The 18,858-nt window shown below is 71.0% G+C and carries 19 protein-coding genes and 1 pseudogene; 18 read left to right on the plus strand and 2 right to left on the minus strand.

The window, feature by feature from the left end:
* Window positions 1–8: 8 nt before the first annotated feature.
* The 12 genes from AB0F17_RS26660 to AB0F17_RS26715 all read left to right on the plus strand — a co-directional run bounded on the left by AB0F17_RS26660 (window position 9) and on the right by AB0F17_RS26715 (window position 12,827).
* Window positions 9–866 carry an ABC transporter permease gene (locus AB0F17_RS26660; protein WP_358027729.1) on the plus strand — a complete coding sequence of 286 codons (858 nt, stop codon included), beginning with the start codon at window positions 9–11 and terminating at the stop codon, window positions 864–866.
* Window positions 863–2,506, plus strand: a complete 1,644-nt coding sequence (locus AB0F17_RS26665; RefSeq protein WP_358027732.1) for an ABC transporter ATP-binding protein — start codon at window positions 863–865, stop codon at window positions 2,504–2,506. The genes AB0F17_RS26660 and AB0F17_RS26665 overlap by 4 nt, the downstream gene beginning before the upstream one ends.
* A 10-nt stretch (window positions 2,507–2,516) precedes the next feature.
* Window positions 2,517–3,746, plus strand: a complete 1,230-nt coding sequence (locus tag AB0F17_RS26670; protein WP_358027735.1) for an LLM class flavin-dependent oxidoreductase — start codon at window positions 2,517–2,519, stop codon at window positions 3,744–3,746.
* The gene (locus tag AB0F17_RS26675; RefSeq protein ID WP_358027737.1) at window positions 3,743–4,705 is read left to right on the plus strand and encodes a hypothetical protein; all 963 of its coding nucleotides are present in this window, start codon (window positions 3,743–3,745) and stop codon (window positions 4,703–4,705) included. Before AB0F17_RS26670 ends, AB0F17_RS26675 begins: the two co-directional genes overlap by 4 nt.
* Window positions 4,702–5,892: an acyl-CoA dehydrogenase family protein gene (locus AB0F17_RS26680; protein WP_358027739.1), complete on the plus strand. Its 1,191-nt coding sequence runs from the start codon at window positions 4,702–4,704 to the stop codon at window positions 5,890–5,892. Before AB0F17_RS26675 ends, AB0F17_RS26680 begins: the two co-directional genes overlap by 4 nt.
* An 11-nt stretch (window positions 5,893–5,903) precedes the next feature.
* Window positions 5,904–6,929 (plus strand): aldo/keto reductase, encoded by a 1,026-nt coding sequence (locus AB0F17_RS26685; protein WP_358027742.1) that lies wholly within the window; start codon window positions 5,904–5,906, stop codon window positions 6,927–6,929.
* Window positions 6,926–7,918, plus strand: coding sequence for an aldo/keto reductase (locus tag AB0F17_RS26690; protein WP_358027744.1), 993 nt, complete (start codon window positions 6,926–6,928; stop codon window positions 7,916–7,918). The genes AB0F17_RS26685 and AB0F17_RS26690 overlap by 4 nt, the downstream gene beginning before the upstream one ends.
* 1 nt (window position 7,919) lies before the next feature.
* Complete coding sequence (locus AB0F17_RS26695; RefSeq protein ID WP_358027747.1) at window positions 7,920–8,978, plus strand: LLM class flavin-dependent oxidoreductase; 1,059 nt, start codon at window positions 7,920–7,922, stop codon at window positions 8,976–8,978.
* Between the two features lie 46 nt (window positions 8,979–9,024).
* A complete protein-coding gene (locus tag AB0F17_RS26700) occupies window positions 9,025–10,362 on the plus strand; it encodes a lanthionine synthetase LanC family protein (protein WP_358027748.1) in 1,338 nt (445 codons plus the stop codon).
* Between the two features lie 210 nt (window positions 10,363–10,572).
* Complete coding sequence (locus AB0F17_RS26705; protein WP_358027751.1) at window positions 10,573–10,902, plus strand: PadR family transcriptional regulator; 330 nt, start codon at window positions 10,573–10,575, stop codon at window positions 10,900–10,902.
* Complete coding sequence (locus AB0F17_RS26710; protein ID WP_358027754.1) at window positions 10,899–11,279, plus strand: DUF1048 domain-containing protein; 381 nt, start codon at window positions 10,899–10,901, stop codon at window positions 11,277–11,279. The genes AB0F17_RS26705 and AB0F17_RS26710 overlap by 4 nt, the downstream gene beginning before the upstream one ends.
* Before the next feature lie 309 nt (window positions 11,280–11,588).
* Window positions 11,589–12,827, plus strand: coding sequence for a serine hydrolase domain-containing protein (locus AB0F17_RS26715; protein WP_358027757.1), 1,239 nt, complete (start codon window positions 11,589–11,591; stop codon window positions 12,825–12,827).
* A 179-nt stretch (window positions 12,828–13,006) separates the two neighbouring features.
* Here AB0F17_RS26715 and AB0F17_RS26720 read toward each other — a convergent pair whose 3' ends face one another.
* Entirely contained in the window at window positions 13,007–13,282 is a 276-nt protein-coding gene (locus AB0F17_RS26720) for a helix-turn-helix transcriptional regulator (RefSeq protein WP_358027760.1), read from the minus strand.
* 60 nt (window positions 13,283–13,342) lie between these two features.
* On the opposite strand from AB0F17_RS26720, the gene map reads away from it, so the two are divergent.
* The 6 genes and pseudogenes from map to AB0F17_RS26750 all read left to right on the plus strand — a co-directional run bounded on the left by map (window position 13,343) and on the right by AB0F17_RS26750 (window position 18,698).
* Window positions 13,343–14,110 carry a type I methionyl aminopeptidase gene (gene map / locus AB0F17_RS26725; protein ID WP_358027762.1) on the plus strand — a complete coding sequence of 256 codons (768 nt, stop codon included), beginning with the start codon at window positions 13,343–13,345 and terminating at the stop codon, window positions 14,108–14,110.
* A gap of 289 nt (window positions 14,111–14,399) precedes the next feature.
* Complete coding sequence (gene trpB, locus AB0F17_RS26730; protein WP_358027764.1) at window positions 14,400–15,605, plus strand: tryptophan synthase subunit beta; 1,206 nt, start codon at window positions 14,400–14,402, stop codon at window positions 15,603–15,605.
* Window positions 15,602–16,417, plus strand: a complete 816-nt coding sequence (gene trpA / locus AB0F17_RS26735) for a tryptophan synthase subunit alpha (RefSeq protein ID WP_358027767.1) — start codon at window positions 15,602–15,604, stop codon at window positions 16,415–16,417. The genes trpB and trpA overlap by 4 nt, the downstream gene beginning before the upstream one ends.
* Complete coding sequence (locus AB0F17_RS26740; protein ID WP_358027769.1) at window positions 16,414–17,169, plus strand: GntR family transcriptional regulator; 756 nt, start codon at window positions 16,414–16,416, stop codon at window positions 17,167–17,169. Before trpA ends, AB0F17_RS26740 begins: the two co-directional genes overlap by 4 nt.
* Before the next feature lie 97 nt (window positions 17,170–17,266).
* A pseudogene (locus AB0F17_RS26745) lies at window positions 17,267–17,548 on the plus strand (hypothetical protein); the annotation flags it as partial.
* A 253-nt stretch (window positions 17,549–17,801) separates the two neighbouring features.
* Window positions 17,802–18,698, plus strand: a complete 897-nt coding sequence (locus tag AB0F17_RS26750) for a hypothetical protein (protein WP_358027771.1) — start codon at window positions 17,802–17,804, stop codon at window positions 18,696–18,698.
* 38 nt (window positions 18,699–18,736) lie between these two features.
* Here the strand turns inward: AB0F17_RS26750 and AB0F17_RS26755 are convergent, their stop codons facing one another.
* Complete coding sequence (locus AB0F17_RS26755) at window positions 18,737–18,856, minus strand: hypothetical protein (protein ID WP_358027774.1); 120 nt, start codon at window positions 18,854–18,856, stop codon at window positions 18,737–18,739.
* Window positions 18,857–18,858 lie beyond the last annotated feature (2 nt).

An 18,858-nucleotide genomic window follows, 5' to 3' on the forward strand; every position in this document is an offset into this window, starting at 1 on the left:
GGATCGTGATGACCGTCCAATTCGCCGCCCCCGCCCTCGCGCGCCCGCTGGTCAAGCGCCTCGGTGAGCTCGCGGAGCAGCCGATCCTCGTGGTGGCGTGGATCGTCGTGCTGGTCGTGATCGGCTGGGCCGTCGCGCCCGGCCTGTTCACCTCCTACAGCCCCTACGACGGCGACACCACCGCGAGCTTCGCGCCGCCGAGCGCGGAGCACTGGTTCGGCACCGACCGGCTGGGCCGGGATCTGTTCGCCCGCAGCGTGTACGGAGCGCACACGACCCTGACCGCGACCCTGCTGGCGGTTCTCATCGCCTTCGGCATCGGCACGGTCGTCGGGCTGCTCGCCGGCTTCGCCGGAGGGATCGTCGACACCGCCGTCATGCGGGTGGTCGACGTGTTCCTGGCGATCCCGAGCCTGCTGCTCGCGATGGTGGTGGTCTCGGTCCTGGGCTACTCCACACAGAACATCGCCCTGGCCGTCGGCATCTCCTCCATCGCCTCGTTCGCGCGGGTGATGAGAGCCCAGGTGCTGGCGGTCGTGACCCAGGACTACGTCAAGGCGGCCTACGGCCTCGGGGTCGGCCGGCTGGGGGTGATGGTCCGGCATGTCGTACCCAACTCGCTCAGCTCGGTGATCGCGCTGGCGGCACTCGAGGTCGGAACGGCCGTGCTCGCCGTCGCCTCGCTCGGCTTCCTCGGCTACGGCGCGCCGCCGCCGCAGCCGGAGTGGGGCCTGCTGGTGGCCGAGGGCCGGGACTACGTCGCGGTCCACCCCTGGGCCTCGATCCTGCCCGGCGTGGCGCTCGCGATCGTCGTCATCGCCACCCACCGCATCAGCACCTCCTACCGGAAGGAGCACCGCCGATGACCGACCCGTCCAAGGATCCGCTGCTGCGGATCACCGACCTGGCGATCGACTATCGGACGGGACGCCGCGAGTGGACGCCCGCCGTCCGTGGCGTCGGCCTCCACGTGGAGCCGGGCGAGTTCGTCTCGCTCGTGGGGGAGTCCGGCTCGGGCAAGACCACCCTCGTCCAAGGCGCGCTCGGCCTGCTGCCGGCCGCCGCGCGGATCCGCGGCGGCACGATCGCCTACTCCGGCGTCGACGTCACCGGCTGGAACGACCGGCGGATGGCGTTGGTACGGGGCAGCTACGTGGGTTTCATCCCCCAGGACCCCAACACCTCGCTCAACCCGGTCAAGAGGATCGGTCAGCAGGTGATCGAGGCGGTCCGGTTCAACGAGCCCGAGGCCGGCAACGCGGCCCAGCACACGCAAGCCGCGCTGGAGAGCCTGCGCACAGCCGGGCTCAAGGACGCCGAGCGGATCTTCCACCAGTACCCCCACGAGCTCAGCGGCGGCATGAAACAGCGTGCGCTCATCGCGATCGCGCTGGCGGGCAAACCGAAGATCATCGTGGCCGACGAGCCCACGAGCGCGCTCGACGTCACCGTCCAGAAGGTCATCCTCGACCACCTGGTACGGCTGCGCGAGGAGCTCGGCATCGGCATTCTCCTGGTCACCCATGACCTCGGCGTCGCGCTGGACCGCTCCGACCGGATCCTCGTCATGCGGAACGGCGAGATCGTGGAGGAAGGCCCGGTCCGCCAGGCGCTGGAGAACCCGGCCGACGACTACACCCGCCGGCTCCTCGACGCGGCCCCCGCCCGGCACACCGGCCGGCTCGAGCCGACGTCAGGCGCGCGGCCGGACCCCGCCACCGCGTCGGCGGTGCTGCGGGCACACGCGCTCACCAAGACCTACCACCTGCGTGGCCGAGGCCAGAGCCGTGAGCTGCGCGCGCTCGACGGCGCCGACCTGATCGTACGCAAGGGCACCACGCACGCCATCGTCGGCGAGTCCGGCGCGGGCAAATCGACGCTGGCCGGCATCCTGGTCCGCTTCACCACCGCCGACAGCGGCACGGTGCACGTCGGCGATCGGGAACTGACCGGCCTGAGGCGCGGGCAACTGCGGGAGATCCGGCGGGACCTGCAGTTCGTGTTCCAGAACCCGTTCACCTCGCTGGACCCGCGGTTCACCGTCGGCAAGATCATCGCTGAGCCGCTGCGTGCCTTCGGCGTGGCCACCGGCAAGGCGCGGGTGGTCGAGCTGCTGGAGGCGGTGGCGCTGGACGAGAGCTACCTGCACCGGCTGCCGGGCCAGCTGTCCGGCGGTCAGCGACAGCGGGTCGCGATCGCGCGGGCGCTCGCGCTCAACCCCGAGATCCTGGTGCTCGACGAGGCGGTGAGCGCGCTCGACGTGTCGGTCCAGGCCCAGATCCTGCAGCTGCTGGTCGACCTGCAGGCCGGGCTCGGGCTCAGCTACGTGTTCGTGACCCACGACCTGGGCGTCGTACGCCTGATCGGCGACGACGTCACGGTGATGAAGGACGGCGCCGTGGTCGAGACCGGCCCGGTCGAGCAGGTGTTCGGCGCGCCGCGGCACGACTACACCCGGGAACTGCTGGAGGCGATCCCAGGAACCCGGCTCGCCGTCGCACGTTAAGGAGAAGATCGTGCTGCATATCAATGTCAACATCCTCAACGCGGGCGTCTTCGGCGGCTCGTGGCGGTTCCCGGACACCGACGGGACCGCCAGCTACACGATCGAGCACTACACCTCGATCGCGAAGAAGGCCGAGGAAGCCAAGCTGGACGCGGTCTTCCTGGCGGACGGCCCGTTGCTCGACCCGTCCATCAGGCACCGCCCTGGCAACAACCTGGAGCCCACGACGGTACTGGCGCGGATCGCCGCCCAGACCGAGCGGATCGGTCTGATCGGGACGTTGTCGTCGTCCTACAACGACCCGGTCGAGCTGGCGCGCAGGCTCGGCGACCTCGACTACGTCAGTGGTGGTCGCTTCGGCTGGAACGTCGTGACCACCGCCGGGCCGGTGGCGGCGCGCAACTTCGGCCGCGGCGGCGAACCTGAGCACGCGCTGCGCTACCGCCGCGCCGCCGAGGTCACCGAGCAGGTCGTCGCCGGCTGGGCGGGCCGGACCGAACTCGTCTCCCCGCAGGGCCGGCCGGTCGTGGTCCAGGCCGGCGGTTCCAGCGACGGCCGCAGGCTCGCCTCCCGGGTCGGAGAGGTGATCTTCTCCGCCGACCAGGATCTCGACCATGCCCGCGCGTTCCGCGCCGAGATCCGGGCCGGCGCGGCCGGGTTCGGGCGGCGTCCCGCGGAGATCGTGGTCCTCCCGGGCCTGTCCACCGTCGTGGGCAGCACCGAGGCCGAGGCCAAGGCCCGGCGTGAGCTGCTGGACGAGATCCTGCCCGACGCCTACGCCCGGGGCCGGCTCGCCGGTCAGCTCGGGATCTCCCTCGACGGGCTGTCCGACGACGAGCCGATCCCGGCCGAGCTCCTCGTCGATCCCGACGAGGCCGGTGGTTCTCAGACCTTCTACCGGGTCGTCAAGGCGATCATCGACGCGGAGCAGCCGACGCTCGGCCGACTGCTGAAGAAGCTCTCCGGCGGCGGGGGGCACCGGATCGTCGTGGGGACGCCGGAGCAGATCGCCGACGACATCGAGTTGTGGTTCCGCGCGGGCGCGGCGGACGGCTTCAACGTGATGCCCGACGTGCTGCCGTCCGGTTTCGCCGACTTCGCCGACCAGGTGATTCCCGAGCTGCGGCGTCGTGGCCTGTTCCGCACCGACTACGACGGAACGACCCTTCGTGACCATCTCGGACTCGGTCTGCCCGCGGTGCCGGGCCGGGTTCCTCAACCGGAAGTGATCTCCTCATGAGTACAGCCATCCAGCTCGCGCTCGCGGTCGGGGAGCCGACCGGCCACCCGGCTCCGGTGTCGCTCACGGACGCCGTCGTCATCGCGGCGGTGGCCGAAGAGGTCGGGGTCGCGGCCATCCGGCTCCTCGACGGCCGGGCGCTCGACCCGACCGTGGTGGGCGCCTACCTCGCCGGCCTCCATGGCGACGTCGGTTACGTCGCCGAGCTGCCCACGACCCACAACGCTCCGTACAACGCCGCACGGCGCGTGCTCTCCCTCGACCGGGCCACCGGCGGCCGGAGCGGCGTCGCCCTGCGGGCGGGCGGGGGAGACGAGGTGAGCCAGGCGACCGCTCCAGACCCCGGCGCGAGCGACCCCGCCCGGCGCTGGACGGAGTACGCCCACGTGCTGACCCGGCTGTGGGAGTCGTTCCCGCGCGCGGCGCTGATCGGCGACCAGGCGGCGGGGGTCGTCGTCGAGGACGCGCGCATCAAGCCGATCGGCCACGAGGGCTCCTTCTACCGGGTCGCCGGTCCGCTGGACGGGCCGTCGTCGGTGCAGGGCCGCCCGGTCGTCGTCGCCGACCTGGGAGCCCTTGACGTGGCGGCGGTCGCGGAGTCCGCGGACGTCGTCGTGGTGGAGCAGGAGCAGGCCGCCGGTGCGGACGCCGCGCTGACGGAGGCGCTGCGGCGAGCCGGTCGTTCCCGGGCGGACGTCGTGCTGCTCGGCCGGGTCGAGGTCGTGGTGGACGACCCGGCCGCCGGCCCCGCCATCGCCGAGGCCGCCGCTGACGATCTTCGTACCTGGGCCGCGGCGCACCGGCTGGACGGATTCGAGCTGGTGCCCACGGGCGGCACCGCGGCGGTGGTCAGCCTGCTGCGGGCGTTGGTGCCACGGCTGGCGGACGCGGCCGGCTCGTCGCCCCCGACCCTGCGGGCCGCGTTCGGCCTGCCCGAGCTCGTGGCGGTGCCGGCGTGATCGGCACCGAGCACTACACCGTCGACGGCATCCGCTCCGCCGTCTCCCCGATCTTGGAGCGCCTCCGTATCGGTGCCCATCAGCGCGAGCTCGCCCGCGAGTACGCCTTCGACGACGTCCGGGCGCTCGCCGGGCAGCGGATCACGCTGGTCGGCATCGCCGAGGAGGACGGCGGCGCCGGCGGCTCGCAGCGGGACGTGATCGACCTGGTCATCGCCATCGCCCGAGCCGATTCCAACGTGGCCCAGGCGCTGCGCGGCAGCTTCCTCACCGCCAATCAGGTGGCGAGCCGCCGCGACCTGCCCCATCGGGCGTTGACGCTGCGGCGGCTGCGCGACGGCGACCTGTTCGCCGGCACCGCCAACGAGCGCACCGGCGGCGCCAGCGGGTCCGTCAGCACCACCATCCGGCGTGACGGCGACGGGTACGTCATCGACGGCGAGAAGTACTACTCGACCGGCGCGCTGTACGCCTCATGGTTCTCGGGCCTGGCCAAGGACGAGGACGGGACCCTGCTGGGCTTCACGGTGCCGGTGGATCGCGCGGGCGTGGAGCGGCTCGACGACTTCGACGCGGTCGGCCAGCGGCTGACCGCGAGCGGCACCACGCGGCTGAAGAGCGTGCGGGCGCACGAGCACGAGGTCGTGGCTCGCGACAACACCCGGCTGGACAACCCCTGGCTGGGCTCGTTCGCGCAGCTCTACCTGGCGGCGGTCGAGGCCGGCATCGCCGCCGCGGCGCTCGACGACGCGGTCTGGTTCGCCCGTGAGAAGGCCCGGCCGATCAAGCACAGCACGGCGGGCAAGAGCGTCGAGGACCCGTACGTACGCGAGACCGTGGGCGAGATCGCCGCCCGGGCCCAGGCCGCCAGATCGGCGGTGCTGCTCGCCGCCGAAGCGCTGGAGAGCGTGCGCGGCCTGACGGGTCAGCGGGCGCGGGCCTCCGGCGCGGAGGCGGCGGTCACCGTGGCGCAGACCGGCGTGATCGCCATCGAGTCCGCGCTGCGGGCCGCCGAGCTGCTCTTCGACGTCGCGGGCGGCTCGATCACCAATCGTGACCTCGGCTTCGACCGGCACTGGCGCAACGCCCGCACGGTCGCCAACCACAACCCCAGGCAGTGGAAGGCGGCGGTGGCGGGCGCGTACCACCTGACCGGCGAGGACCCGCCGACGACCGGCCTGTTCTAGAGAGGAACTCCATGACCGACCGCATACTGGGCCGCACCGGCGTCCTGGTCAGCCCGCTCACCCTCGGCACCATGAACTTCGGCCGGTGGCAGGAGGAGGGTGAGAGCATCAGGATCATCCATGCCGCACTCGACGCCGGCATCACGGCCCTCGACACCGCCGACGTCTACGCCCAGGGCGTGTCGGAGGAGATCGTCGGTAAGGCGATCAAGGGCCGCCGCGACGACGTCTTCCTGGCCACCAAGTTCCATGGGCAGATCGGCGACGACCCCCGGCACGCCGGCAACTCGCGCCGCTGGGTCACCCGCGCCGTGGAGGACAGCCTGCGCCGGCTGGGCACCGACCACATCGACCTCTACCAGGCGCACCGGCCGGACCCGCACACCGACCCGCTGGAGACGCTGCGGACGCTCAACGACCTGATCCACCAGGGCAAGATCAGCTACTACGGCACCTCGGTCTTCCCGGCGCAGCAGCTCGTCGAGGCGCAGTGGCTGGCCGACGAGCACGGGCTCATCGCCCCGCACACCGAGCAACTGCCGTACTCCCTGCTCGTCCGCAGCGCCGAACGGGAGGTCTTCCCCATCGCGCGGAAGTACGGCGTCGGCGTTCTCAGCTACGGCCCGCTGGCCGCCGGCTGGCTGTCCGGCAAGTACCGCATCGACGGCGAACAGCCGGAGTCGGCGCGCGCCGATCTCATCCCCGGCCGGTTCGACATCGGTGCGGATCGCAACCGGCGCAAACTGACCGCCGCCGACACGCTGGCCCGGCTGGCCGAGGACAACGGCCTGACACTGGTCGACCTGGCCCTGGCGTTCGCGCTCAACCACCCGGCGGTCAGCAGCGTGATCATCGGCCCGCGCACGCTCGACCACCTGGAGAGCTACCTCCAAGCGGCCACCGTCAAGCTCAGCGCGGACGTCCTCGATCGCATCGACGAGATCGTCGACCCGGGCACCCACTTCCTCGAACGCGACACCGGCCGGGACACCCCGTCCCTCCAGCCGGCCGCCCTCCGCCGGGAGAACCGCTCATGAGCCGCTACGAGAAGATGGAGTACCGGCGCGCCGGGCACTCGGGTCTCGACCTGCCGGCCTTCTCCTTCGGCCTGTGGCAGAAGTTCGGCACCGACCACCCGTACGAGACCCAGCGCGACATCGTGCTGCACGCCTTCGACCTGGGCATCACCCACTTCGACAACGCCGACCGCTACGGCCCGCCGCACCGCGCCGCGCAGCAGGTCTTCGGGCGGGTGCTCAAGCGGGACCTGGCCCCGTACCGGGACGAGCTCATCCTCTCCACCAAAGCCGGCAACCCCATCGGCCCCAGCCCGTACCTCAAGGGCGGATCACGCAAGTCGCTGCTCACCTCGCTGGAGAACAGCCTGCGCGACCTGGGCACCGACCACGTCGACATCTTCTACAGCCACCGCGCCGACCTGACCACGCCGCTGGAGGAGACCGTCGGCGCCCTCGTCAGCGCCGTCGAGCAGGGCAAGGCGCTGTACGTGGGCATCTCCAACTACGCCCCCGAGCGGGCACACGAGGCGGCCGAACTGCTGCGCCGGGCCGGGGTGCCGCTCCTGGTCCACCAGCCGAGGTACTCGATCTTCGATCGCCGGCCCGAGCTCGACGGCCTGCTCAAGCTGGCCGCCGAGGACGGGTTCGGCCTGATCGTCTACTCACCGCTGGCACAGGGCCTGCTCACGAACAAGTACCTCGACGGCATCCCGGCGGGAGCGCGCGCGGAGAACAGCGCGTTCCTGTCGCCCGACGTCATCGACGACACCTACCGGCAGCGGGCCGCCGCGCTCAACCGGATCGCCGAGGGGCGTGGCCAGTCGCTGGCGCAGCTGGCCCTGCAGTGGGTGCTCCGGCAGCCGCAGGTGACCTCGGCACTCATCGGAGCCAGCTCGACGGCGCAGCTGGACCACAACGTCAAGGCGCTCGACTTCCCGCCGTTGACGGAGGAGGAGCTGGCGCTGATCGACGAGCACGGCGTGCACGGGACCGGAGTGAGGCTCTGAGATGGCTGACCTGATCGGGGCGGGTGTCGAGGACGGCCGCCCCTTCCGCCTGGGCTTCCTGCTGCACCTCGACGGCGACCTGCCCCCGGCTCGGGCCTACCGGGAGGCGATCGACCTGTTCGTGGCAGCGGAGGAGCTGGGCTACGACTCGGGATGGGTCATCCAACGGCACTTCCGCCAAGGCAATGAGCACGTCTCCGCGCCGCTGGTCGTGCTCGCCGCGATCGCCCAGCACACCACGCGGATCCGGCTGGGCACCGGCGTGCTGGTGCTTCCCCTGGAGGATCCCCTCAAGGTCGCCGAGGACGCGGCGACGCTCGACGAGCTCAGCGGCGGCCGACTGGAGCTGGGGGTGGGGTCGGGGCCCTTCCCGGGAGCATGGGAGGCGTTCGGGCAGGACCTGGCCGACCGGCACAAGCTCTTCGAGGCTTCAGTGGCGCGCCTCCACGAGGTGCTGGCGGGCGTGGCGCTCAACAGCCTCGGCGAGGTGCTCCATCCGCCCGGGGCCGGTGTACGTTCGCGCCTGTGGCAGGCCACCACCGGCGACCCATCACTGGCGGTCCCGGCGGCGGCCGCCGCGGGGCGCGCCGGCGACGGGCTGCAGCTCTCCCGCGCCACCGGCTGGCGCGGCACCACCGTGCGCGAGGCCCAGCAGCAACAGGCGGAGTGGATCGCGGCCTACCGCGCGGCGGCCCGTCAGCCCCGGGTACAGGTCTCACGGGCCGTCTACCCCCACCCCGACCGGGCGGAGGCGATCCGTTCGGTCACGCCCGGCGCCCGTCGTTGGCAGGGCTGGCTGTCCGCCAAGCGCGACGTCGCGGGGCTCAGCGTCGAGGAGTACCTGGAGGCCGACCGCGCGCTGCTCGGGCCACCGGAGGCGCTCGCCGCCGAGCTGGCCGCCGATCCGGCGTTGCGGCAGATCACCGACCTGCTGGTGAGCTTCGTCCCCGGCGTACCCGAGTTCGACGAGCACCTCCGCCTGCTCACCTCCGTCGCGCGGGAGCTGGCACCGCGGCTTGGCTGGCGTCCGGCACTCTCCGCAAAATCCCTATCAAATTAATAGGAAAAGCATGAAATTGGACAGGGGATGTGCCATAGTCCCGGCCATGAGCTTGGACGAGATCCGCCCGAAGAGCGCTCGTGCCGCCTCCCCGCTGACCGCCGCCGTCTCGACGGCGCGCTGGATCAGATCCGCCGGGGTCGAGGGCGAGCACGGCCGCCACTGGGTGGCCAACCCCGACCCGCACGGCAGATCGGCAGTCGGATCGCAGCCTCGATCTCTGTATTCGGGTGCGGCCGGAATCGTGCTGTTCTTCCTGGAGCTGGCTGTCGCCACCGGGCACGAGGCGTACCTGGAGGACGCGCGGGGCGGGGCCGAGTGGCTCGCGGCCACCTGGCGGCGGGACGACGATCTGTCGCTCTACCACGGGCTGACGGGCACGATGATCGCGCTGATGGAGGCCGGGTGGGTGCTCGGCGACGACCGGCTCACCGCCGAGGCGGCGGCCGTCGCCGAGTTGATCGTCGGCAGAGGGCGCAACGGCGCGGACGGCTTCGGCTGGACGCACGACCCGACGCAGCGCGGCGACGGCGGCATCATCCTGGGCCTGCTGCGAGCCGCCGCCCAGTTGGGGATGCCCGCCTACGAGGCGGCGGCGGTGGAGGCGGGCCTGCGCATCGCCCGATTGCCCGTTCCCGGCCACCGTCTCGGCGATGTCGACGGCGCGCCGCCGGACGCGACCACGCCCGGATTCCTCGCCGGCACCGCCGGCACGGTGTTCCTCCTCGCCCGCCTGTACGGAGTGACCGGCGACGAGCGCTTCCTGCGTGCCGCGCGCAGCGGGGCCGGTTTCGTCCGCGAGGTCAGCGCGGTCGGCGACCGATCGGCGATGGTCCCGCATCACGTGCCGCAGGCGCGCGAGCTGCACTACGCCGGCTTCTGCTCGGGCGCGGCCGGGGTGGCCAGGATGTTCTACGAGCTGTACCGGGTGACAGGCGATCCCGGCGACCTGGATTGGCTGGAACGGCTGGCGCACGGCGTGGTCGACAGCGCCGCCCCGCCACGCAGGACGGACGGCTACTGGAACGTGGCCTGCCAGTGTTGCGGCACGGCCGGTCTGGTGGAGCTGTTCGTCGGGCTGTGGGCGGTCACCGGGAGGGCCTCCTGCCTGGAGTTCGCCCGTACCCTCGCCGCGGACCTGGTCGCCCGCGCCACCGACCACGAGGGACGCGGCTACCGCTGGTACCAGGCGTACCGGCGGTTGCGGCCCGGCGAGGTGAGTGCGGACACCGGCTACATGGTCGGCGCGGCGGGCATCGGCGCGGCCCTGCTCCACCTGGACGCGGCCGGGCAGCCGGACCGGCCGCGCCGGGTCCTGCTCCTGCCCGACAACCCCTTCCCCGCGATCCCCGTACCGCCGACCGCGCTCGTCCAGACCCCATAACCCGCGTCAGTCCCGTGCGGCCGGCGCCGCCGGGGCGATCGCGATCGTAAGGATCGCCGCATCAAGGCCGAGCACGCGCTCATGAGCAGTGATCAGGTCGCCCGCACCCACACGCTTGCGCCTCAGCTATTCAGTGTTGCTAAATACCGGTAGTCGGTGTTACTTTGTACCGGTAGTCAGCAACATTGAGTAGCTGGAAGGGGGTGTTCCATGGGCAAGCAGGTGACGGAGATGCTCAAGGGAACGCTGGAGGGCATCGTCCTCGCGATCCTGTCCGGCCGGCCCGCGTACGGCTACGAGATCACGGCGTGGCTGCGGGACCAGGGCTTCTCCGACATCGCCGAGGGCACCATCTACGCGCTGCTCGTCAGGATCGAGCAGCGCGGGCTCGTCGACGTGGAGAAGGTCCCGTCCGACAAGGGGCCACCGCGCAAGGTGTACTCCCTGAACGCTCAGGGACAGGAATATCTCGAAGAATTCTGGAGGACCTGGAGCTTCCTCGCAGAACGGCTCGAACAGCTCCGCAAAGGAGGCAGATGACCATGTCCGACGCTGAAAAGAGTGGCTTCCTCGCAAAGGTGATCGGCCCCAAGCTGCGGTGGCGGCAGTATCAGGCGCGCGTGAAACAACTCCCGCCGAACTACCGCACGGCGGTCGAAGCGATCGAGCAGTACATGATGCACTTCGTGCCGACCGACGCCGACAGCGATGCGTCGAGGTTCGAAGACCTCGCCGACCTGTTCGAACAGGCCGCGGCGGACGGAACGCCGATCCGCGAGATCGTCGGGGAGGACCCGGTGGAGTTCGTCGAGGCGTTCGTCCATAACTATACGGAGGGTGGCTACGTCCCCGCCCGTGCGCGGAAGCGGCTGACCGACGCCATCACGCGCGCCGTCGGCGAAGACACCGGAAAATAAGACAAGACAGACTGATAACGACACAGCACATCGTGCCCGGGGGCGGGCACCACTTTCATTGACTGTCTGCACGGCCACGGGGTCACGCCCGGTCGGCTACTTCTCGCCGCGTGTCAGCGGCGGCATCAAGACGGCGACGCCAGTATCAGAGCGGCCGGCGATGGATGCCATGAACGGTTCAGCGACTGCGCCCTCCGGGCTGCGAACTGGGCCGACCCCCGACCCTCGTGCCTCGCCCATGCGAAGCCCCTGAGCGCCACGCCGGGACGGGTCTCGCAAGATCAAACACTGTGTGTAAGGAAATTCATGATGAGAAAAGGCAACAGCGGCTTCTCCGAAGCAGGGCTGCGCAGGCTGCGCGAGGTACTGGCACGGCATGTCGAGTCCGGGAAGATTCCCGGGCTCGTCGCCCTGGTCGGCCGGGGCGAGGAGACGCACGTCGAAGCGTTAGGGACGATGCGCCATGACGGTGGCGCGCCGATGCGCCGCGACACCATCTTCCGGATGGCCTCGACGACCAAGCCGGTCGCGGTGTCGGCGGCGATGGTGCTGCTGGATGAATGCCGGCTGCGGCTGGACGACCCGGTCGACCCTTGGCTGCCCGAGCTCGCCGACCGGCAGGTGCTCAAGCGCCCCGACGGCCCGCTGGACGACACCGTGCCAGCACGGCGGCCGATCCTCGTGCGGGACCTGCTCACCAACACGTTGGGGCTCGGGCTGGATATGACGGCGCGGACCGCTCCGATGCTGAGCGCGTTCTTCGAGCGGGGGGTGTACGGCCAGGAGGACGGATGGCTGCTGCCGGCGCCGGACCCGGATGAGTGGATGCGCCGCCTGAGCACCCTGCCGCTGATGTACCAGCCCGGAGAGCGGTGGCTGTACAACCTCGGCGACGACGTGCTCGGCGTGCTGGTGGCCAGGGTCACCGGCCAGTCGTTCGAGGCGTTCCTGCGCGAGCGCATCTTCGATCCGCTGGGCATGAAGGACACCGGTTTCCACGTGCCCGCCGACAAGATCGACCGGCTGCCGCCCCTGTACGCCCCCCACCCGGAGACCGGTGAGTTCCTCGTGGAGGATGCGGTCGAAGGGGGACACCACAGCCGGCCTCCGGCGTTCCAGTCAGGCGGCGGCGGACTCGACTCGACCGTCGACGACTACCACGCCTACTTCCGGATGCTGCTCAACGGCGGGATCCACGAAGGCCGGCAGATCCTGTCCCGGCCCGCCGTCGAGCTGATGACCACCCTCCGCCTCACCCCCGAGCAGACCACCGCCCTGCAGACCTGGGCCCGCAGCGTCGTCCATCTCTCTCACGGCCAGGGGCAGCAAGGCGGCTGGGGCTTCGGGATGGCGGTGCGCACCTACCGTGGCGACTACGCGCCCATCGGCCAGTTCGGCTGGGACGGGGGAGCCGGCACCACCGTCTACGCCGACCCGGACAACCAGCTCGTCGGCATCCTGCTCACCCAGACCGGGATGTCCACCCCGGATTCGGCGCGAGCCATCACCGACTTCTGGACCACCCTCTACCAGGCAATCGACGACTGACCCGCCCTACCTGGTCGAGGTCGGTCCGGCAGAAGACCTCGACCAGGCTCCGGCCTTCGACGCCACCACGTTCTGCGATTAGCCGCCTGACCGGCTTAAGACAGTCGCCGACGCCACCCTCGAGGGGGCTCGGCGCCGCTTCGTGCCCCGGCGCTCACCAGCCTGCTGACACCCTTTCTTCAGGCCGAGAGTGCTGGTTCCTGCCAATCCGGGTTGTGCGCGCACGCGGCCGCCAACTCGTCCAGAGACATGTTCAGCGCTGAGGCCAGGGCCGCGATGGTGAAAAAGGCAGGGGTCGGGGCCCTGCCGGTTTCGATCTTGCGCAGCGTCTCGGCGGAAACTCCTGCCGCGGCGGCGACCTCCGCCATGCTCCGGCTGGCGCGTGCCTGACGCAGCAGCGAGCCGAACCGCTCGCCGCGTTCCCGTTCCTGTGGAGTCAAAGGAGTTCTCACCATGACCGTGATACTAATACCGGTATAAGTATTGGGTCTGATTGAGGCGGGGAATTACAGCACATGGTGGAGATCAAGACCGATGCCGCGATGGACGCGATGCGGGAAGCCGGCCGCGTGGTGGCCCGCGCCCTGGCCGCAGTGCGAGAAGCAGCCGGCGTCGGGGTGTCCTTACAGGAACTCGACGAGGTGGCCCGCGCGGTTCTGGCCGAGGCGGGGGCCGGTTCCCCCTTCCTCGGGTACCGGCCGTCCTTCGCCCCGGTGCCCTTCCCCGCCGTGATCTGCACCTCTGTCAACGACGCCGTGTCGCACGGCATCCCCACCGGCTACCGGCTGCGGGACGGCGACCTGGTGAGCATCGACTGTGGCGCCCAGCTCGACGGCTGGGCCGGTGACGCGGCCATCACCTTCACCGTCGGAACTCCGCGCCCCACGGACCTCGACCTGATCGACGCCACCCAACAGGCCCTCGACGCCGGCATCGCCGCCGCTCAGGTCGGCAGCCGCCTCGGCGACATCTCCCACGCCATCGACACCGTCGCCCGCGAGGCGGGCTGCGGCATGCCCGCCGACTTCGGCGGTCACGGCATCGGCCGCCGCATGCATGAAGACCCTCATGTCCCCAACCGCGGCCGCCCCGGTCGCGGTTTCCCCCTCCGCCACGGCCTGGTCCTCGCCCTCGAACCCATGCTCATGGCCGGCGGGCACAACACCTACCGCACCGGCACCGACGGCTGGACCCTGCGCACCACCGACGGCAGCCGGGCCGCCCATATCGAGCACACTGTCGCCATCACCGACCAGGGCCCGCGCATTCTGACCCTGCCCTGACCTTCCCCGTCCAGCAGCGTCGCCCCACCTGGAGGAGTTCTTCGCGAACACCTCCCGTCGGCGCAGCTGCTCCAGCATGCAGAACGTGTACGCCTTCCGGTCCACCGCCCCCGGCTCCAGGCGCCGCCACGAGCCGGTGTCGATCTCGGCCCGGGTCAAGCACCAAACAGTGAACATCCCTGCCTCCTGGCTGCCGTGCCGAGCCCCGGTGGTGGCGCGTCCACGCCGCCCGTGCCACACTCACTGTTATAGAACTCTTTCAAGAGTTATAGAACGATCGGAGCATGGCATGCGAAACGTGCTGCCCTGGCGTGAGCCGGTCCCGCTGGACGGGACGATGGGCGAGCCCCGAGCGCGGGGCCGATTCGGCGAGTACGGCGGACGGTACGCGCCGGAGTCCCTGGTGGAGGCGTGCCGCGAGGTGGACGAGGCGTTCCGGGAGGCCTGGGCGGATCCGGGGTTCCGCGGCGCCCTGGCGCGGCTGCTCGCCGAGCACGCCGGGCGGCCGACCCCGCTCACACCGGCCCGCCGGCTGTCGGAGGCGCTGGGCGTGCAGCTGTACCTCAAGCGCGAGGATCTCACCCACACCGGATCCCACAAGATCAACAACGTGCTGGGCCAGGCCCTGCTGGCCACCCGGATGGGACGGCGCAGGCTGATCGCCGAGACGGGAGCGGGCCAGCACGGGGTGGCCACCGCGACCGCCGCCGCGCTGTTCGGGCTGGAGGCCACGGTGTTCATGGGCGAGCGCGACATCGAGCGGCAGGCGCTGAACGTCTTCCGGATGCGCATGCTGGGCGCCGAGGTGGTCCCGGTGACCACGGGCAGCCGTACCCTCAAGGACGCGACCAGCGAGGCCATGCGGCACTGGGTGGGCGCGACCGGCGACTCCCACTACTGCATCGGCTCGGTCGTCGGGCCGGATCCGTACCCGTGGATGGTCAGGGAGTTCCAGCGGGTCATCGGCGACGAGGCCCGCGGGCAGTGCGCCGCCGAGCTGCGGACCGGCGTCCCGGACTACGTGGTCGCGTGCGTCGGCGGCGGCTCCAACGCGGCCGGCACGTTCGCCGGATTCGCCGACACCGCGGCGCGCCTGGTCGGTGTCGAGGCGGAGGGCGGCGCCGGGGCGGCTCGCGGCCGGCTCGGCGTCCTGCACGGCTGCCGCTCGCTGTTCCTGCAGGACGACGACGGGCAGATCACCCAGGCGCACTCCATCGCCGCCGGGCTCGACTACCCGGGAGTCGGCCCGGAGCACGCCCACCTGCGCGACCTGGGCCGGGCCCGCTACATGACGGTGACCGACGACGAGGCTGTCGGCGCGGCGGTACGGCTGGCGCGTACCGAAGGCATCGTCCCGGCGCTCGAATCGGCGCACGCCCTCGCCTGGGTGATCCAGGCGGCGGCCGGCGGCGACCTGCCCGCAGGATCGACGGTGCTGATGACGTTGTCCGGCCGGGGCGACAAGGACGTCTCAACCCTGAAGGAGCTGCTGTGACGAACCCCACTCTGACCGTGGGCGCGGTGGAACGCCACCTGCGGGCCCGCCGGGACACCGGCCGCGGCCTGCTCATGCCGTACGTCACCGGGGGGATCACGCCCGGCTGGACGGACTACCTGCGGGCGTTCGCCGCCGCCGGGGCGGACGCGATCGAGGTCGGCCTGCCCTTCTCCGACCCCACGCTGGACGGCGTCACCATCCAGCAGGCCGGCGACACGGCACTGGCCCGGGGGGCGAGCACCCGCCGGATCCTCGCCGACCTGTCCGGCATGCCGGACCTGGGCGTGCCGCTGGTCGCCAGCACCTACTACAACCTGGTGCTGAACGACGGCCCCGAGGCGTTCTGCGCCGCGCTGCGCCGGGCCGGCGTCGGCGGCCTGATCGTGCCCGACCTGCCGGTGCACGAGGCGGACGAGCTGACGGACGTGGCCGCGGCCACCGGGATCGAGCTGGTCCTGCTGGCGTCGCCGGCGACGCCGCAGCCGCGGCTGGCGGAGATCTCGTGCCGCAGCCGCGGATTCGTCTACGCGGTGTCGCTGATGGGCACCACCGGTGAGCGGGCCGACCTCGCCGCTTCGGCGGCGGAACTCACCGAGCGGATCAGGCGCGTCACCGACCGGCCGGTCTTGCTAGGATTTGGCATTTCCACCCCGGACCAGGCACGCGAAGCCCGCCGGCACGCCGACGGCGTGGTGGTCGGCGCCGCGGTCATGCGGCGGGTACTCGACGGGGCTGGGCCGGACGACCTGCGGGCCTTCCTCGCCACCCTGCGGCAAGCCCTCGACCAGGAGTGTGACCGACCACGATGACCCCTGACGCCGGGCACGAAGCGAGATACCGCGCCATCGCCGCCGACCTCGCCGCGAAGATCCGGTCGGGACACTACGCCGCCGGTGCGGCCCTGCCGCCGCAACGGGAGCTGAGCGCCTCCTACGGGGTGACCCTCATGACGCTGCGCCAGGCGTTGCGCGAGCTCAGCGACGAGAGGCTGATCGTGCAGCAGCCCGGCAGGGGCACGTTCGTCGCCCCGCCTCACCTGGCGTACCAGCTCGACTCGCTCCGCAGCCTGGTCGACGACCTGCGTAAACAGGGCCACGACGTACGCACCGCGGTGGCCGGGCGGGCGGTGCGCCGGGCCCCCGCCCGGATCGCCGCGGAGCTGCGGCTGCGTCCCGGCGACACCGCCCTGCGGTTGGAGCGGGTCCGCGAGTTCGCGGGACGTCCCGCCGTACACCAGGTGTCCTGGGTCCGCCGGCCGGTGGCCGACCAGATCCGCGACCGCGACTTCACCGCCGTCTCCCTCTACACGGCCCTCGCCGACGCGGGAGTGACGGTCGCCCGGGCGTCCGAGGTGGTCCGGCCCGGTCTGCTCGACCCCGCCGCCGCCCGCCACCTCCACGAGCCGCAGGGCAGCCCGGTGCTCGTCAGCACCCGGATCACCTACACGCTCGACGCCACGCCCGTGGTGTCCGACCAGGCCACGATCCTCGGCAGCATGATGGAGATCCGCACCGAACGCGCCGCCACCGGCCTCTCTCTCACCTGGGGCGCCACCAGCTGACGGGCCTAACGTGGCTGAACGCTTTCCAGGCGCCTGACCAGCCAGATCGCTTCAAGACCCTGGATGACCATCGCCTTTTGAGCAGGGGCCTACTCTGGTGCCGGACGCGCCCCGTTTTCACGATGGGCGCTATGCTCACCCGAGTCCTCACACTGATCGCCCTGCTCGCCGCCATGCTGGCGGTGACCGGTCCGCCCGCCGGGCCGAGACTCCGTCGGCCGGCCCGTGCGCGATCACGCCGGTCGGCCTCATCCACGACCGATGGGACCTGCTGGAGGGCAAGGACGGCCCGCTCGGCTGCCCCACCGGCCCCGAACAGGATGTGCCCGGCCGTCACGGCAAACGCCAGGATTTCGCGCACGGTCAGATCGCCTGGTCGCCCGACCAGGGCAAGGACCTCACGGTCGCCGCCTACCAGTTGGGCAAGTCCGCGGTAGTGGAGTTCGGTCCCAGCGACCCCTTCAGCTACGACACCTTCCTCGTCCGCTGGGACTTCGGCGGCCAGAACCTGGGTCAGAAACCCGCCAGGTTCGCCACGTCGACGACCGGCTCGCAGGTGATCGATCCCGACAAGAACGGCGACTACCTCTTCATCGTAGAAGGCTGCGACCAGCCCCGCCTACGAGCTGGCGATGAACAAGGGCACGCCGTACCAGGAGCGCTTCAACCACGGGGATCGGCCGAAGATCCATCCGGACGCGGACCAGGCCGAGGGAGGCATCGAGATCTACTCCAGCTCGCCCTCATTCATGATCACCGCGGGTGGTGTGTTCCTCAACAGCGGTTACCGGATGGATGAGATCACCGGGTTCCCGCAGCGGGGCAGCGCTCAGCCGACCACGCTGATGCCGACCTCGCTCAATCTGGAGTTCGCCGATCTCATCCGCTTCGAGGGCGGCCGCCGCCCGGGCCACACGCCTCCGGACCGGGATGTGGTCAACACATGCGTGGCCGGAGGCTTCGCCTGCGGCCTGCAGGGCGTGGTGCCCGAGCGCTGGCAGCGGTGCGTGGGGCCGGAGTCCAACGGGCAGTGGCTGCTGCTCGACTCCGACAAGTGTGGCGGGAGCGGCTTCCACGTGGCGATCCAGATCAACAAGAAGGGCGTCCAGGCAGGGGTCTACGAGAACGCCGGGTTCTTCTACGCGCTGGAGAAGTCGAAGATGCCGTTCAGCATCTTCGCGGCCAAGATCAAGGAACTCAACGCCGGCCTGCCGAGGAACCTGGATGTCACCACGCCCAACACCTTTCACACCCCGGACGGCCACACCTACCGGTTCCAACTGCACCGGTTCGGCGTCAAGTACCTGAACCGGATCCTGGAGATCGACGGGGTGAAGCAGCCCGGCGACCTGACCGGCTGGCCGCTGGTCGACGGGGAGTTCCTCCGGGCTTCCGGCCACGAAGGCCTCATCAAGATCTTCCGGCCCGGTTGCGCCGGCCCGCTGACGCTGGACTTCCGCGACATGCTCCGGCCGGCGGTGACCGAGCCGGCCGCGCCCGACCCGTCACCGATCTGCCCCGCCGCGTGAGAGTCAGTGCGGGAGCCCGCATCGGGCTCCCGCACTGCTCAGACCTCCACGCTCTCCAGGACCCCGAGCGCGACCGCGTGGTAGGTCATCACCGGGTACGACGACACCGCCTTCTCGTTGATCCCCATGAACCGCAGCGACACCCCAGGGCGGGGCATCC

Origin of the sequence: Nonomuraea sp. NPDC026600, from assembly GCF_040638335.1 — a bacterium.
Lineage (GTDB): Bacteria > Actinomycetota > Actinomycetes > Streptosporangiales > Streptosporangiaceae > Nonomuraea.